This is a genomic window from Pseudomonas sp. GM17 (assembly GCF_000282175.2).
GTDB lineage: Bacteria > Pseudomonadota > Gammaproteobacteria > Pseudomonadales > Pseudomonadaceae > Aquipseudomonas > Aquipseudomonas chlororaphis.
This window is the reverse complement of record NZ_CP124732.1, coordinates 2,272,782-2,286,369: the sequence shown is the minus strand read 5'-3', so window position 1 is coordinate 2,286,369 and position 13,588 is coordinate 2,272,782. Positions and strand designations below refer to the sequence as shown.

Annotated in this window: 15 protein-coding genes and 1 tRNA gene; 10 read left to right on the top strand and 6 right to left on the bottom strand. The window is 62.9% G+C overall.

Annotated elements, in window-relative coordinates; all coding sequences use genetic code 11:
* Nucleotide 1 precedes the first annotated feature (1 nt).
* The 7 genes from PMI20_RS10335 (at nt 2) to PMI20_RS10305 (ending at nt 5,017) form a co-directional block, all read left to right on the top strand.
* The gene (locus tag PMI20_RS10335) at nt 2-694 is read left to right on the top strand and encodes a pseudouridine synthase (RefSeq protein WP_007929410.1); all 693 of its coding nucleotides are present in this window, start codon (nt 2-4) and stop codon (nt 692-694) included.
* A gap of 351 nt (nt 695-1,045) precedes the next feature.
* Nucleotides 1,046-1,930 (top strand): alpha/beta fold hydrolase, encoded by an 885-nt coding sequence (locus PMI20_RS10330; protein WP_007929412.1) that lies wholly within the window; start codon nt 1,046-1,048, stop codon nt 1,928-1,930.
* Nucleotides 1,931-2,132: 202 nt separating this feature from the next.
* Nucleotides 2,133-2,206, top strand: a tRNA-Gly gene (locus PMI20_RS10325).
* A 432-nt stretch (nt 2,207-2,638) separates the two neighbouring features.
* Nucleotides 2,639-2,821, top strand: a complete 183-nt coding sequence (locus PMI20_RS10320) for a type II toxin-antitoxin system HicA family toxin (RefSeq protein WP_007929414.1) — start codon at nt 2,639-2,641, stop codon at nt 2,819-2,821.
* 32 nt (nt 2,822-2,853) lie between these two features.
* On the top strand, nt 2,854-3,261 hold the full coding sequence (locus PMI20_RS10315; RefSeq protein WP_007929416.1) for a type II toxin-antitoxin system HicB family antitoxin: 408 nt from the start codon (nt 2,854-2,856) through the stop codon (nt 3,259-3,261).
* A 244-nt stretch (nt 3,262-3,505) separates the two neighbouring features.
* The gene (locus tag PMI20_RS10310; RefSeq protein ID WP_007929417.1) at nt 3,506-3,973 is read left to right on the top strand and encodes a GAF domain-containing protein; all 468 of its coding nucleotides are present in this window, start codon (nt 3,506-3,508) and stop codon (nt 3,971-3,973) included.
* A gap of 129 nt (nt 3,974-4,102) precedes the next feature.
* Entirely contained in the window at nt 4,103-5,017 is a 915-nt protein-coding gene (locus tag PMI20_RS10305) for an SGNH/GDSL hydrolase family protein (RefSeq protein ID WP_007929418.1), read from the top strand.
* A 33-nt stretch (nt 5,018-5,050) separates the two neighbouring features.
* On the opposite strand, the gene PMI20_RS10300 is transcribed toward PMI20_RS10305, so the two are convergent.
* Together PMI20_RS10300 and PMI20_RS10295 are read right to left on the bottom strand one after the other, a co-directional pair.
* Nucleotides 5,051-6,829: a sensor domain-containing phosphodiesterase gene (locus tag PMI20_RS10300; protein WP_007929420.1), complete on the bottom strand. Its 1,779-nt coding sequence runs from the start codon at nt 6,827-6,829 to the stop codon at nt 5,051-5,053.
* A gap of 237 nt (nt 6,830-7,066) precedes the next feature.
* Nucleotides 7,067-7,957, bottom strand: coding sequence for a LysR family transcriptional regulator (locus PMI20_RS10295; protein WP_007929421.1), 891 nt, complete (start codon nt 7,955-7,957; stop codon nt 7,067-7,069).
* 102 nt (nt 7,958-8,059) lie between these two features.
* Between PMI20_RS10295 and PMI20_RS10290 the strand changes: the two genes are divergently transcribed.
* Complete coding sequence (locus tag PMI20_RS10290) at nt 8,060-8,722, top strand: NADPH-dependent F420 reductase (RefSeq protein WP_007929422.1); 663 nt, start codon at nt 8,060-8,062, stop codon at nt 8,720-8,722.
* A 90-nt stretch (nt 8,723-8,812) separates the two neighbouring features.
* Here PMI20_RS10290 and PMI20_RS10285 read toward each other — a convergent pair whose 3' ends face one another.
* Both PMI20_RS10285 and PMI20_RS10280 read right to left on the bottom strand, forming a co-directional pair.
* A complete protein-coding gene (locus PMI20_RS10285) occupies nt 8,813-9,154 on the bottom strand; it encodes a YXWGXW repeat-containing protein (protein WP_007929423.1) in 342 nt (113 codons plus the stop codon).
* 182 nt (nt 9,155-9,336) lie between these two features.
* Nucleotides 9,337-9,867 carry a GNAT family N-acetyltransferase gene (locus PMI20_RS10280; protein WP_007929424.1) on the bottom strand — a complete coding sequence of 177 codons (531 nt, stop codon included), beginning with the start codon at nt 9,865-9,867 and terminating at the stop codon, nt 9,337-9,339.
* A gap of 106 nt (nt 9,868-9,973) precedes the next feature.
* Between PMI20_RS10280 and PMI20_RS10275 the strand changes: the two genes are divergently transcribed.
* The gene (locus tag PMI20_RS10275; RefSeq protein ID WP_007929425.1) at nt 9,974-10,144 is read left to right on the top strand and encodes a YhfG family protein; all 171 of its coding nucleotides are present in this window, start codon (nt 9,974-9,976) and stop codon (nt 10,142-10,144) included.
* Nucleotides 10,141-10,755, top strand: coding sequence for a Fic/DOC family protein (locus PMI20_RS10270; RefSeq protein WP_007929427.1), 615 nt, complete (start codon nt 10,141-10,143; stop codon nt 10,753-10,755). Before PMI20_RS10275 ends, PMI20_RS10270 begins: the two co-directional genes overlap by 4 nt.
* A gap of 76 nt (nt 10,756-10,831) precedes the next feature.
* Here the strand turns inward: PMI20_RS10270 and PMI20_RS10265 are convergent, their stop codons facing one another.
* Complete coding sequence (locus tag PMI20_RS10265; protein ID WP_007929429.1) at nt 10,832-11,848, bottom strand: Ldh family oxidoreductase; 1,017 nt, start codon at nt 11,846-11,848, stop codon at nt 10,832-10,834.
* 121 nt (nt 11,849-11,969) lie between these two features.
* Nucleotides 11,970-13,544 (bottom strand): aldehyde dehydrogenase (NADP(+)), encoded by a 1,575-nt coding sequence (locus PMI20_RS10260; RefSeq protein WP_007922736.1) that lies wholly within the window; start codon nt 13,542-13,544, stop codon nt 11,970-11,972.
* Nucleotides 13,545-13,588: the final 44 nt, after the last annotated feature.

Sequence of the window (13,588 nt, the reverse complement as noted above, 5' to 3'; positions counted from 1 at the left end):
CATGCGCGTTGACCGTTTCCTCAGTAACCTGCCCCGCTTCAACCGCCAGCAGGTGCGCCTGCTGCTGGTGGCAAAGCGCATCCGTATCGACGGCCAGGTGGTCAGCGATCCCCATGCCGAGGTGCGCGAGTTCAGCCGGGTCGAGCTCGACGACGAAGTGCTGCAGGCCGGCAAGCCGCCGCGCTATTTCATGCTGCACAAACCCATGGGCTGCGTCAGCGCCACCCGCGATCCCGAACACCGCACCGTGCTCGACCTGCTGGACGAACCGGACAAGCACGAGCTGCACATCGCCGGTCGCCTGGACTACAACACCACCGGTTTGCTGATCCTCACCAACGATGGCAACTGGTCGCGGCGCCTGACCCAGCCGCAGACCAAACTGCCGAAGCGCTACTACGTCGAGACCGAACAGGACATAGGCCCGGAGTACGCCGAGACCTTCGCCCGGGGCCTGCACTTCGCTTTCGAGGACCTCACCACCCTGCCCGCCGAGCTGCAGATCCTCGGCCCCCGATGTGCGCGGCTGAGCATCGTTGAAGGCCGCTACCACCAGGTCAAACGCATGTTCGGCCATTTCGACAACAAGGTCTTGCGCCTGCACCGCGAGCGCATGGGACCGCTGGCCCTCGACGAAAACCTGGCGCCCGGCGAGTACCGGCTGCTGACCGATGAAGAAATCCGCCTGGTCTGAGCGCCTACAATTTCCGTAGCCGCTGTAAGCCATCAACGATGCCATGACCATTCAGCCGAAGTTGTCGAACAATTTACCAACGGCACTTGCGAGACGGCGTTCTCCCTGCTTGAATCAGTCCGTCGGCCGAAATGTGACCGATTAGTCACGAACATACTTCTAAGAAATCCTTTGCCGTCCGAGCCGCCTGTGCTCATTCCTGTTGTCCGGCAAATTGCCCGCCTATAACAACACCCGTCGACCATCTGTGCGGATCGACATGGGCTAAAAAATTCCAGGCGTATGCCTACCTGTCACAAATCTCGTGCACCCTCGGTTGCGCGCATACCCGCTTGCCAGGAGTCTTATGACATGAGGCCAGAAATCGCTGTGCTGGATATACAAGGTCAGTATCGGGTTTACACGGAGTTCTATCGCGCAGATGCCGCAGAAAAGACCATCATTCTGGTCAACGGCTCAATGGCCACCACCGCGTCTTTTGCGCAGACCGTGAAGAACCTGCATCCGCAATTCAATGTGGTGCTCTACGACCAGCCCTATGCCGGTCGTTCGAAAGCCCACAACAGGCACGAGAAAATGCTCACCAAGGAAGTCGAGGGGCTGATCCTGCTGGAGCTGATCGACCACTTCGCCGCCGAGCACGTGATGTCGTTCTCCTGGGGTGGCGCGCCGACGCTGCTCGCCCTGGCACAACGCCCGCGGCGCATTGAAAAGGCGGTGATCAGCTCGTTCTCGCCAGTGATCAACGAGCCGATGCGCGACTACCTCGAACGCGGTGTCGATTACCTCGGTAGCCTGGACCGAGACCGTGTCGGACACCTGGTCAACGAGACCATCGGCAAGCACCTGCCGTCGCTGTTCAAGCGTTTCAACTATCGCCACGTCAGCACCCTGGCCGAGCATGAATACGGGCAGATGCACTTTCACATCAGCCATGTCCTCAACAGCGACCGCCAGTGCTACTTGAAAGCGGCGAAGAACATCGAGGTACCGGTGCTGTTCATGAACGGTGAATGGGACGAATACACCGCCGCCAATGACGCCCGGCTGTTCGGCAACCATGTCCGACACTCGACGTTCAGCACCATCCAGGCCGCCGGGCACTTCCTCGACATGGAACACAAGGCCGCCTGCCGGGACAGCCGTAACGCGCTGATGGGGTTCCTCAAACCGACCCAGCACACCAGTCGTCCGCGTTATCACTACCTGCAGGACCACCATGCCCTGGCTATCTGAAGTGGCGTCATCGCGAGCAACTCGTCCCCTGCCCCTGGAGCGAGCTTGCCCGCGATAGACCGCAAGCCGGTCTTCGCCCCGTCGCCGCAATGACGGCGTAGAAGCGTGCCTGCGTGCATTTCCCGCCGCTTCGCAAACACAGGTCCGGCAAAGAAAAACTTCAAATCCGCGCGCACTTCTGGTACAAAGTCAGCCGCTCCGAGCGGGTGTCGTATAATGGCATTACTCCAGCTTCCCAAGCTGATAACGAGGGTTCGATTCCCTTCACCCGCTCCACTTCATTCGAGTCCAGCGTCAGGCCCTGCCGACGCGGGATGCAGAAACAAAAAAACCGGTCCTCGAGTGACCGGTTTTTTTATGGGCGCTTTATTAAGCTGCGGCCACGATAAACGAGCGCGGAAATGGCAATAACCCCGAATAGCCCCGTGCTGTCCTCCAACGCCTCGGCCGGGTTCGCTCATCTTCAAAGATGACCATCGAGTACTCCTGTCGGTCCTCAACGCAATCAGCTTGGCCAGTACTTCGGCAGATATCGCGGTTCGAGAAGGATCCTGCAACACAGCCAGCGCTTTTATCCGCCGCGTTCCAAACTCGCTCTTTCTACACTTCAGCCTGCGGAGTTCCCCTGCCAACGACCGTCGGGCGGGCCAGGTATTGAACACATTTTTTTGGTAGGTATAGTAACCACCAGCATCACAAGGAGGTGATGTGAACAGTCGGTATTTGATCGGCCAAATCGTCGCAGACGGTTGGTATCTGGTCAGGGTCAGAGGCAGTCACCATCATTTCAGGCATCCCAGTAAACCGGGGCTGGTGACAGTGCCACATCCCAAAAAGGACCTGCTGAGAAAAACCGCCATCAGCATTCTGAAACAGGCGCTGCTCATGTGAAGGTGATTCACCGCGCCCTGGAGGTTCCGCACATGCTTTACCCGATTGCAATTTCAATGGGCGATGACGAACACGCCTGGGGGGTGGAAGTCCCCGACATTCCTGGCTGCTTCTCGGCCGGTGACGACCTCGACGACGCCATGGCCATGGCCCGCGAAGCCATCGAAGGGCACTTCGAGATTCTCGCCGAAGACGGTGCCCCCATCCCGCACGCCAACAAGGTCACCCTGCACGCAGCCAACCCTCAGTACGCAGGCTGCACCTGGGCGCTGATCGACATCGATGTCACCAAGTACCTGGGCAAGGCGCAGAAGCTCAACATCACCCTGCCCGGCTACTTGCTGAACCGCATCGACGAATACGTGCTACATCACCCGGAAGCCAAGAGCCGCTCGGGGTTTCTCGCTTCGGCTGCACTGAAGGTTTTGCAGCAAGACTGAACACGCCGCCCTGACCGAAGCACGTGAATAGCCAATAAGGCTGTTGGTGGCCGCTCAACGCTGGACCGGCTAGCGCTCGCGCAAAAGAAGAATCGGCCCGGCGTGGCCGATTCTTTTGTCCCCCTGCGCTGCCTCGGCAACGAACTGCAAACGAATATAAGCAAGGACCCATTCGGTATTTAAAGTTGCCCCACCCGCCCCGTTATAGTCGGCCCTCCCCAGGTTAAACAGACAGGAGGCCCAGGTGGCCAAGTCTTCTCCGTTGTTCGACTCGCTGCAGGCCGATATCGACGCCCTGGCCAGGCAACTGGGCGTCAGCTCGATCCTGATCATGCGTTCGCTGCCCCAGCACATGCAGGTCGAAGCCTCGGGCGGGCGGCATGAGGATACTTATCCGATTGGTGCCCAGGGCCAGAAAAGCAGCCTCGCGCACAACGGCCAGGCGCTGTATTGCGAGCGCGTGGTGGACAGCGGCCAGCCGCTGTACGTCAAGGATTCGCGCCTGGAAGCCGAGTGGGCAGGCAACGAGGACGAGGTCGAATTCGGCCTGAGCAACTACCTGGGTTACCCGGTGCGTGATGCCGATGGTGAGGTGTTCGGCACCGTCTGCGCGCTGGATGAAAGCGCCAGGCAATACAGCGCCGAGGAACAGGCCGCGCTGGAGGCGTTCCGGCAAAAGGTCGAGGCCCTGCTCGCCCGATCGCCGCGATGAAACTTTAGTCGTACAGGTCGCCCACAGGCACGCGCGGACGAGTACGGCTAAGCCCAGGTCGCATTCGACGCATCGGCAACGCTCGAAACTTCTACGATGAGCCCTCGCCTTTCACCGTAGAGACCGCCCATGCGCCAGATCCTGCTCGCTCCCTTGCTCGCACTTTCGTTGGCCGCCGGCAACTGCCTGGCCGGCCCGTCGTTCGATCGTCTCTACGCCTTCGGCGACAGTTACTCCGACAACGGCGCCAGCGACCGCTTGACCCGGGACATGCTCGCCCAGCAGTTCAAGGACGCCCAGCAGCTGCCCGGCGAGCTGTATTGGCAAGGCCGCTGGAGCAACGGCCCGACCGCCGTGGAAGTGCTTGCCAAAAGCCTGCGGTTGCCCCTCACCGACCACGCCGTTGGCGGCGCGAAAAGCGGGCAGAACAATTACTACGCCTGGATGACTGCGTACCGCGACACAGGAGTGAGCGGGCAGATCGACGACTACCTGGCCAACACCAAAGGCCAGGCCGACCCTCGCGCGCTGTACTTCATCTTCATCAGCGCCAACGATTTTTTCGAGCATGCCGACTTCGGCCACAAGGAGCCGATCGACGAACTGGCCACCAGCAGCATCGACCATATCCAGAATGCCGTCAGTCGTCTGGCCAAGGCCGGCGCCAGGCATTTCCTGGTGGTCGGCAGCACCGACCTGCGCCATGCCCCGGCGGTGGTGGCCAGCGGGCAGAGCGAACAGGCGCTGCGCTATCAACGGATACTTGAACGGCAACTGCCGTCGCTGCTGGTGGCCGAGAGCAAAAAGCTCAATGTAAAAATCACCTACTTCGACCACATCGCCTTCAGCGATCAACTGCGCCGCCGGCCTGCCGAGCATGGCCTGGCCCAGCTCGACCGACCGTGCCAGCCGACCTATCCCGAGGTGAAGCCGGCGTGCGCCCATCCAGACGAATATTTCTATTGGGATGAATGGCACCCGACCCGCAAAGTCCATGCCCTGGCGGGCGAAGCCATGGCCAAGACCCTCGGCCAGGCCCGCTAAGGCACAGCCTCGCCGGCGAGCAGCAGGCCTGCCCTAGACGCAAAGCTGCAACGGGAACCGGTTCGCCCCGCTCCAGGCCAGGAAGCGTTCCTGCAGCATCGGCCTGGCGAGGAAATAACCCTGGGCTTCATCGCAACCGAACGTGTAGAGCATCTGCAAACATTTGAAACTCTCGATGCCCTCGGCCACGGTGCGATAACCCAGCTCGCGGGCCAGGCTGATGATCGAGCGGGTGATCTTCTGGTGCTGGGTGTTGCGCTCAAGGTCGGTGATCATCGATTTGTCGAGTTTCACCACGTTGGCCGGGATCTGGTGCAGGTAGGCAAAGTTGCTGTAGCCAGTGCCGAAATCATCGATGGCCACGTCCATGCCCAGCTCGCGAATGCGCGTCAATTGCGCCAGGACATTCGGGTTGGAACGCAGCCACTCGCCCTCGGTGATCTCCACTTCGAGCCGCCGTGGGTCGATGCCATGCAGCTCACAGGCGCGGCGGATCAGCTCGGCGATATCCTGGTCCTCGAAATCCTTGGGCGACAGATTGATCGACAGCTTGCAGCTCTCGGGCAGGCCCCAGGTGCGCAACTTGCTCAACACCGTATCGATGACCCAGCGGGTCACCTGATGAATCAGGCCGTTGCGCTCCATCACCGGAATGAACTCGGCGGGCGAGATCGGCCCCAGCCACGGATGTTCCCAGCGCAGCAAGGCTTCGGCACTGACCTGGGCTCCGTCGGGCAGGGCGAAGCGTGGCTGGAACATCAGGTAGATCTGGCCACTGCGCAAGGCGTCGTTGAGGTCCGACGCCAGGTTGAACGCGCGGCGCTGGGCGTGATCGCGCCCGGCATCGTAATGCGCCCAGAAACTGCGCCCGGCCATGGCCAGCTCCAGGGCGAACATGGCCTTGCGCAAGGCATCGTCCACCGACTGGGTATCGATCTCGAACTCCACGGTTCCGGCGCAGACCGTGGGAATCATGGGAAACCCCAGCCCGGGCGGCTGGCGACGCAGGCGACTGACCAGCGCATCGAGCAGTCTATCGAGCCCCTCGGCCGGCGCCGGCAGCAGGAAGCCGAAGCGCTTGACCGACACGTGATAGACCCGCACATGCCGCCCCAGGTACTCCTGCAAACGCAGCGCGAGAAAACGGATGATGGTCTCGAAAGGCGCCAGCCCCAGGGCCAGGGTCAGTTCGTGGGCCACCTTCATGTCCAGGGCATCGATCAGCACCAGCACGCGCTGTTCGCCGATGTGGTGCTCGACCAGGTCACGCAGGTCGCTCTGGAACTGCTCGCGATTGGCCAGGCCGCTGACCGGGTCGCGACGACGCTGGCGCTGGCGCTGCTCGACCTGCTCCATGACCATCGCCGCCATGTCCCGCAACTGCTGGCGTTCGACGATGCTCAACTGCTGCTCGACCTTGTCGATGATGCACAGGCTGCCGATGGCATAACCGGACGCGGTCAACAGCGGCGCCCCGGCGTAAAAGCGGATGCCCTGGCCTCGGGTCACCAGTGGGTTGTCCTGGAAGCGCGGATCGAGCGCCGCGTTGCGCACCTCCAGCACTTCGCGGCCTTGCACCGTGAAGGCGCAGAACGACTGGCTGATGGGGGTCTGCGGCTCATCGAAACCCACCCGCGACTTGAACCACTGACGATCACGGTCCACCAGGCTGATCAAGGCGGTAGGCACCTTGAAGTACTCGGCCGCCATGCGGCAGATCCGGTCGAAATTCTCGCAACTGGCGGTGTCCAGCAACTCTAGGGCATGCAGGGCGGCCAGGCGCCGCTCCTCGGCAATCGCCTTATCGGGCATACACGACCTCGGGCCGGGACAACGCGATCATCACAATAAACAACCTATTCGCAGGGAGGCTGGAGGGGGAGCGACGGGGATGAAAGCGATAGTGGCATTAGGACATCCCGGCCACCAGAATGACTGACGGGCAGGCGCTTGCCAAACCCATCCGTCGGACGAACGGTATTGGTTACAAAAAAGCTTGGTTCTCAAGAGCTTCGGTCTAGAGCGCTTCGACGGTTTTCGACGTTGCTCTCAGGCGCCGAAACGAGCGATCGCCGCATCGACGAAGTGCCGCAGCTTGGCGGTCATCTGCCGGTCCGGCCGGTACAGCAGATGCATGGCGCGACTCGGCGCCTCATAGCCGGGTAGCAACTGCACCAACTCCCCCGCGGCCCGCGCCGGTTCGAGAAAATCCGCCGGCCCCAAGACGATGCCGAAGCCATCCACGGCCGCCGACAGCAGGGCCTTGCTCTCGTTGACCTGCAAGCGGCTGCGCACCTGAACCTCATGTACCTGGCCGTCGCGGCGGAACTGCCATTGGTTGTCCGCCGGCCGCGACCAGTAGGCGTACCCCAGGCACTCATGCTGTTCGAGATCGGCCGGCACCCGTGGCGTGCCCCGGGCGGCGAGGTAGGCAGGTGCCGCGCAGGCGATCAGGCGATAGGGCGCCAGCGGCCTGGCGGTCAGGCTGGAATCGGCCAGCGGGCCGATACGAAAGGCCGCCTCGTAGCCCTCCTCCACCAGGTCGATGTAGCGATCGGTGAGGTGCAGGTCGATTTCCACCTGCGGATGCTCGCGCAAAAACGCCGTCACGAACGGCATGAGGCTGTAGGAGCCGAAGGTCACCGGCGCACTGATGCGCAACTTGCCCCGGGGCGTGGCGTTCATGATCTGCGCCAGGGAATCGGCAGCCTGGGCTTCGCCGAGGATGTGCTTGCAGCGCTCGAGGTAGGCACTGCCCAGCTCGGTCAGGCTCTGCCGGCGCGTGGTGCGGTTGAGCAGGCGCGCGCCCAGCCGCTGCTCCAGCGCCGCCACATGCTTGGCGACCATCTGCGGCGACAGTCCCAGGCGGGTCGCCGCACGAGCGTAGGAACCGCTTTCGGCGGCCGCGACAAAGGCCTCCATGCTGGTCAGACGATCCATCATTCAACACTCCCAGTAACGAGACCAAGTACCAGGCGCTTATTTATCGCCATCTGGTGGCGAATCATCATAGCCGCTCGACCCTTTCAACGGAGCATGGACATGCGTATCGGCATTATCGGAGCAGGTTTTATCGGGCGCGCCGTGGCGCAACTGGCCCTGGCGGCGGGGCATGAGGCGATGCTCAGCAACTCCCGCGGCCCGCAGACCATGAGCAGCGTGGCCAGCGGCATTCGCGGCAGCCGCATCGGCAGCGTCGAAGACGCCGTACAGTTCGGCGAGCTGGTGCTGGTGGCCATCCCGCTGGCCCATTACCGTAGCCTCCCCGCGGCCCTGCTGGCCGGCAAGACGGTGCTGGACGCCAATAACTATTACCCAAACCGCGACGGCCATATCGAAGCCCTGGACCGCTTCGAAACCACCACCAGCCAATTGCTCGCCGAACACCTCGAAGGCGCCAGGGTGGTGAAGGTGTTCAATGCCATCCTCGCCCAGGACCTGCTGACCGACGCCCGCTCCAGTGGCGCCCCTGATCGCCGCGCCCTGCCGATTGCCGGCGACGATCCGCAGGCCAAGGCGCAGGTCGTGCAATTGCTCGACGAGCTGGGTTTCGACACGGTCGATGGCGGCGGCCTGGCGGACAGCTGGCGTTTCGAACGGGCCAAACCGGCCTACTGCATCCCGCTGGATAAACCGGGGCTGCGCGCGGCCCTGGCACAGGCGCAACGAGAAGTCGAACTGCCCGAAGGTTCGTGGCGCTCCTGACGCCAAGGCATGCAGCGTTCTGCGAGCGCAAAAAAAACGACCCGTTCGGGTCGTTTTCATAGGTTTGCCTGTGTGCCGGTTCGCCTTCGCTCAACTGGCCCAGCCACCCGCATGCAGGTGCCAGCCATCGCCGCGACGCTCCCAGAACGGGTGCACATAATGGTACCCGGGACGCAACGGCTCCCAGTGACCCTGGACCGCCACATACTGCCGGCCATCCCAGTGCCAGTAAGCCCGGGACCAGACATAACCCGGGCGATGCATGGGCTCGACTTCGATGACCCGCACCGGCGGTGGCTGCGGCGCAACCACCTCGGCGTATTCCACCGGCGCCGCGCGTTCGACCACCCGCCGCTCATGCACCACCCGTTCCTGCACACACCCGGAGGCCACTACGACCACCGCCACCAGAGCCGTGTAACGTAACAACATGCTGCCTCCCCGGCGCTTGACGCCGACGTTTGAACTGCTGACAACGCCCCCTGCAACCACCCGGCTCCTGCCAGGCGTAAGACGTGTTTTAACAGCTCGAAACTGTCTGCTTGCTGAACCTGACAGCGGCCGGCAGATAGCGACAGCCGGGTGGCGACAAACGGCCAGTCAGCGGCGGCAGATCAACGTCCTCGGGCGTCGAAATCCGCCCGGGTCATCTCGAAAAACTTGCTCGGCAGTCCCTCGAACTCGCCATCGCGCACAAAACGAAAACCCAGCTTGCGCGCCACCCCCAGCGAGGCCTCGTTCAAGGCATGGGCATCGGCGACGATGCGCTCGACCCTTGCCCCGAGAAAAGCGTGCTCGACGATGCGCCCCGCCGCCTCGGACGCAACACCCCTGCCCCACGCCCGGCGCACCAGGCGCCAGCCCATTTCCAGTTCCGGGCCGACAGCCTCGTAGGGAATGAACGACACCCAGCCGAGAAACTCCTGCGGCGCGGACTTGGCAAAGATCGCCCAATAGCCGCAGTGCTCACCAAAATCGCGCTCCATACGCGAACGCACGAAATCGCGGTGCTCCTCGCCACCGTCCCAGGGGCCGGGAAGGTAACGGGTGACGTGCGGATCGAGGTCCATGGCGATGCACGCCTCGAAGTGTTCGAGGGTACGCGGGCGCAGCAACAGGTTGGGGGTTTCGAAGTGAAGGTTCATCAACTGGATATCCGTATTCAGGAAGATTGAAACGAGCGATGAACGATAACAAAGTCCCCCCTGCTATCAGCTATAATTTCCCATCACTCGCACAGAGGGGCCGGATATGGAAAAGCTGAGTTTTCAAGCTAAAAAAGCCTACTTCGCCAAGCATCGTAAATCCAACTTCAGCGCCAGTCTGCGCCTTGAAGGTTTCGCCACATCGCTCAACGATGAGGAATGCAAACTGCCCTCCCGCAAAGCAGCACTCAAAGCCGTTCAACAACTCAAAGTGTGAATACCGACAAGTACGGCGTTGGCCATGACCCGGATTGCTACCCGGGAACCGATGTCCTGAAAAACCTCCTGGATTTGCGTGATGAGCGAGACCTCAACGAGGCAGAACGCTATCTCACCGAGAAGTGCGCAACGCAGTTCGAATTCCAGGAACCGCCCTACAGTCTGGCAACCTTGAAAGACATCCATCACACGCTGTTTTCGCGGATCTACAGTTGGGCAGGCGAACTGAGAACAGTGAAGATCAGCAAGGGTGGCAATCAGTTCTGTATCCCCGAGCGCATCGAACCGGAAGCGACCAAAGAATTCAGCCGGCTCAAGGCTGCAGGCTGGTTTGACGGTTATTCACGTGAACAGCTGGTAGTTGCCTGCGCCGAGTCTTACGGAACGATCAACGTCCTGCATCCCTTCAGGGAAGGCAACGGGCGAACCCAACGCATCCTTTTCGAATGGATCATCGTCAACGCCGGCTATGAAATCGATTGGTGGGCGGTTGACCAACAGGAATGGGTTGCAGCCAACATCAGTTCATTCCACGGCAATGATCACCATCTGAATCAGATATTCGAGCGCTGCATCGGTATGCCGATTCAAGAAGACGTTCATTCATAGCCCGGAACTGAAACGATCACTTGTTGAACGATTACGGCCCCTCTGTAGATGAGCTTGCTCGCTACAAGAATCGCGGTTACTGCGCCAACAGCGCCTGGATATCGTTGAACAGCGCGCGGGGGATCTTTACGCCGTGTTGCGCGCTGCGGGCCCTGGCTTCGAAACGCCGCTGCGACGGCAGCCGCGCGCCCTGCCCCGTGATGGCTGCGAACAGTCCTTCGGCGCGTTCCAAACCCTTCTCGTAGTCCTGCCCCAGAAACACCTGCGGATCGAACGCCAGGATCAGCTCGCCATGGCAAGGCGCGGCGCCGACGCCAGCGTCGAAGGCCATGGACTCGGCGCTGGTGAGGTCGCCGATCAGCGCGCCGGCCAGCAGTTCGATCATCGCCGCCAGGGCTGAACCCTTGTGCCCGCCGAAGGTTTGCATGGCGCCTTGCAGGGCTGCCCTGGCATCTGTAGTCGGTTGGCCCTGGGAATCGATAGCCCAGTGTTCGGGGATGGCCTTGCCTTGGCGCGCGTGCAGTTCGATATCGCCGCGGGCGATGGCGCTGGTGGCGAAGTCGAACACGAACGGCTGGCCCGCCGGCCGTGGCCAGGCGAACGCCAGGGGGTTGGTGCCAAACACCGGCTTGCTGCCGCCGGCCGGCGCCACCCAGCTGTGGCTGGGGTTCATGGCGATGCCCACCAGCCCCTCGGCGGCGATGGCCTCGACCTCCGGCCACAGAGCGGAGAAGTGGAAGCACCGCTTGATCGCCATGGCCGCCAGCCCCTGGCTACGGGCCTTTTCCGCCAGCAATGGCAAGCCGGTCTGGAACGCCAGCAGGGAATAACCGTAGTGCGCATCCACCTCCAGTACGCCCGCGGAAATAGGCCGCAGGCTCGGCTCAGCCAGCGGGTCGACCTGGCCCTCGCGCACGGAGCGCACACACCCCAGCAGGCGGTACACCCCGTGGGAATGGCACTCGTCGCGCTGTCCCTGGGTGATGACCTCGGCAATGGCCCGGGCATGGGCATTGGACAGGCCGTGGCGGGTCAGCACCTTGAGGGACAGGTCATGGACTTCGGCGAGGGAAAGAGTGACGAGATCGGACATGGGGCTTGTGCTCCGATAAAAACCGTGGGGGCCGGGAAACCCGGCCCTATGGGGTTGAAGGTGAGAACGCCGCAGGCCTGCGGCCTGATCGCAGCCTGCGGCAGCGGCTACAAGCAACGACTCAAGTCAGCCGCTCGCCGTTGAGGCGCTGCGGAACCTGCCAAGGGTTGTCGTTGCACAAAGCCTGCGGCAGCAATGCTGGCGGCAAGTCCTGGTACGACACCGGGCGCAGGAAACGCTGGATCGCCAGGCTGCCCACCGAGGTGGTGCGCGTATCCGAGGTGGCGGGGAACGGCCCGCCATGGACCATGGCATGGCCAACTTCGACACCGGTGCCAAAACCGTTGACCAGCAGGCGGCCGGCCTTGCGCTCCAGCAACGGCAACAGTTCCCGGGCTTGCGGATGGTCGTCGTCACTCAGGTGCAGGGCGATGGTCAGCTGACCTTCCAGGCTCGCCAACAGCGCTCTCATCTGGGCCGCATCGGTACAGCGCACGATCAACGAGGCCGGGCCGAAGACCTCCTCGCGCAGTGCAGTGCGGGCCATAAAGGCCTCGGCCGATGTGGCGAACAGCGCGGCACGGGCCTGATAGCGCTGGCCATCGGCGCCCTGCCCCAAGGGCTCCACCTCGGCATGCCGCAGCAGCCGCTCGACGCCCTGGCAGTAGCTGCCATGAATACCTGGCGTCAACATGGTCTGCGCCGGCGCCAGCTTGAGCGCGGCTGCCGCCGCGGCTTCGAATGCGCGCAACGCCGGGCTGTCGACCGCGAGGAGCAAACCCGGGTTGGTGCAGAACTGGCCGGCGCCCAGGGTCAGGGAGCCGACAAAGGCCTGGGCGATGGCTTCGCCGCGCTCCGCCAGCGCGTTGGCCAACAGCAGCACCGGGTTGATCGAACTCATCTCGGCATAGACCGGAATCGGCTCCTCGCGGGCCGCGGCGATCTTCATCAACGCCACGCCGCCGTTGCGCGAACCGGTAAAGCCCACGGCCTTGATCCGACTGTCCGCCACCAGCCCCTGGCCAATGCTGCGGCCGGCATCGAACAGCAGGGAGAACACCCCTTCCGGCAGCCCGTGGCTGTGCACCGCCTGCTGGATCGCCTGCCCTACCAGTTCCGAAGTACCGGGGTGCGCCGAATGCGCCTTGACCACCACCGGGCAACCGGCGGCCAGCGCCGAGGCGGTGTCGCCGCCGGCCACGGAAAACGCCAGGGGAAAGTTCGAGGCACCGAACACCGCCACCGGCCCGATGGCGATCTGGCGCAGGCGCAGATCCACCTTGGGCAAGGGTTGGCGCTCCGGCTGGGCCGGGTCGATGCGCGCCTCCAGAAAGCTGCCATCGCGCACCACCGCCGCGAACAAACGCAGCTGGCCTACGGTGCGCCCGCGCTCGCCTTCCAGGCGGGCACGGGGCAGGCCGGTCTCGCTCATGCAGCGCTCGATCAGCTCATCACCGAGGGCGAGGATGTTGCCGGCGATGCTCTCCAAAAAAGCCGCCCGTTGTTCCAGGCTGGTTTCCCGGTAGCGGTCGAATGCCGCCTCGGCCAGGGCACAGGCGCGTTCCAGGTCGTTCGGGCCGGCGCCGCCAAAACCCGGCGCCAGGATCTCGCCGGTGGCGGCAGCCAGCGCATGCACTTCGCCGTGGCCACCCCGCACGCGGGTTTGGCCGATCAGCAGTTGTCCTGTTACAGGCATGGGTTACCTCTCTGAATAAATGGCGTGAGCTGAATGGATGCCTG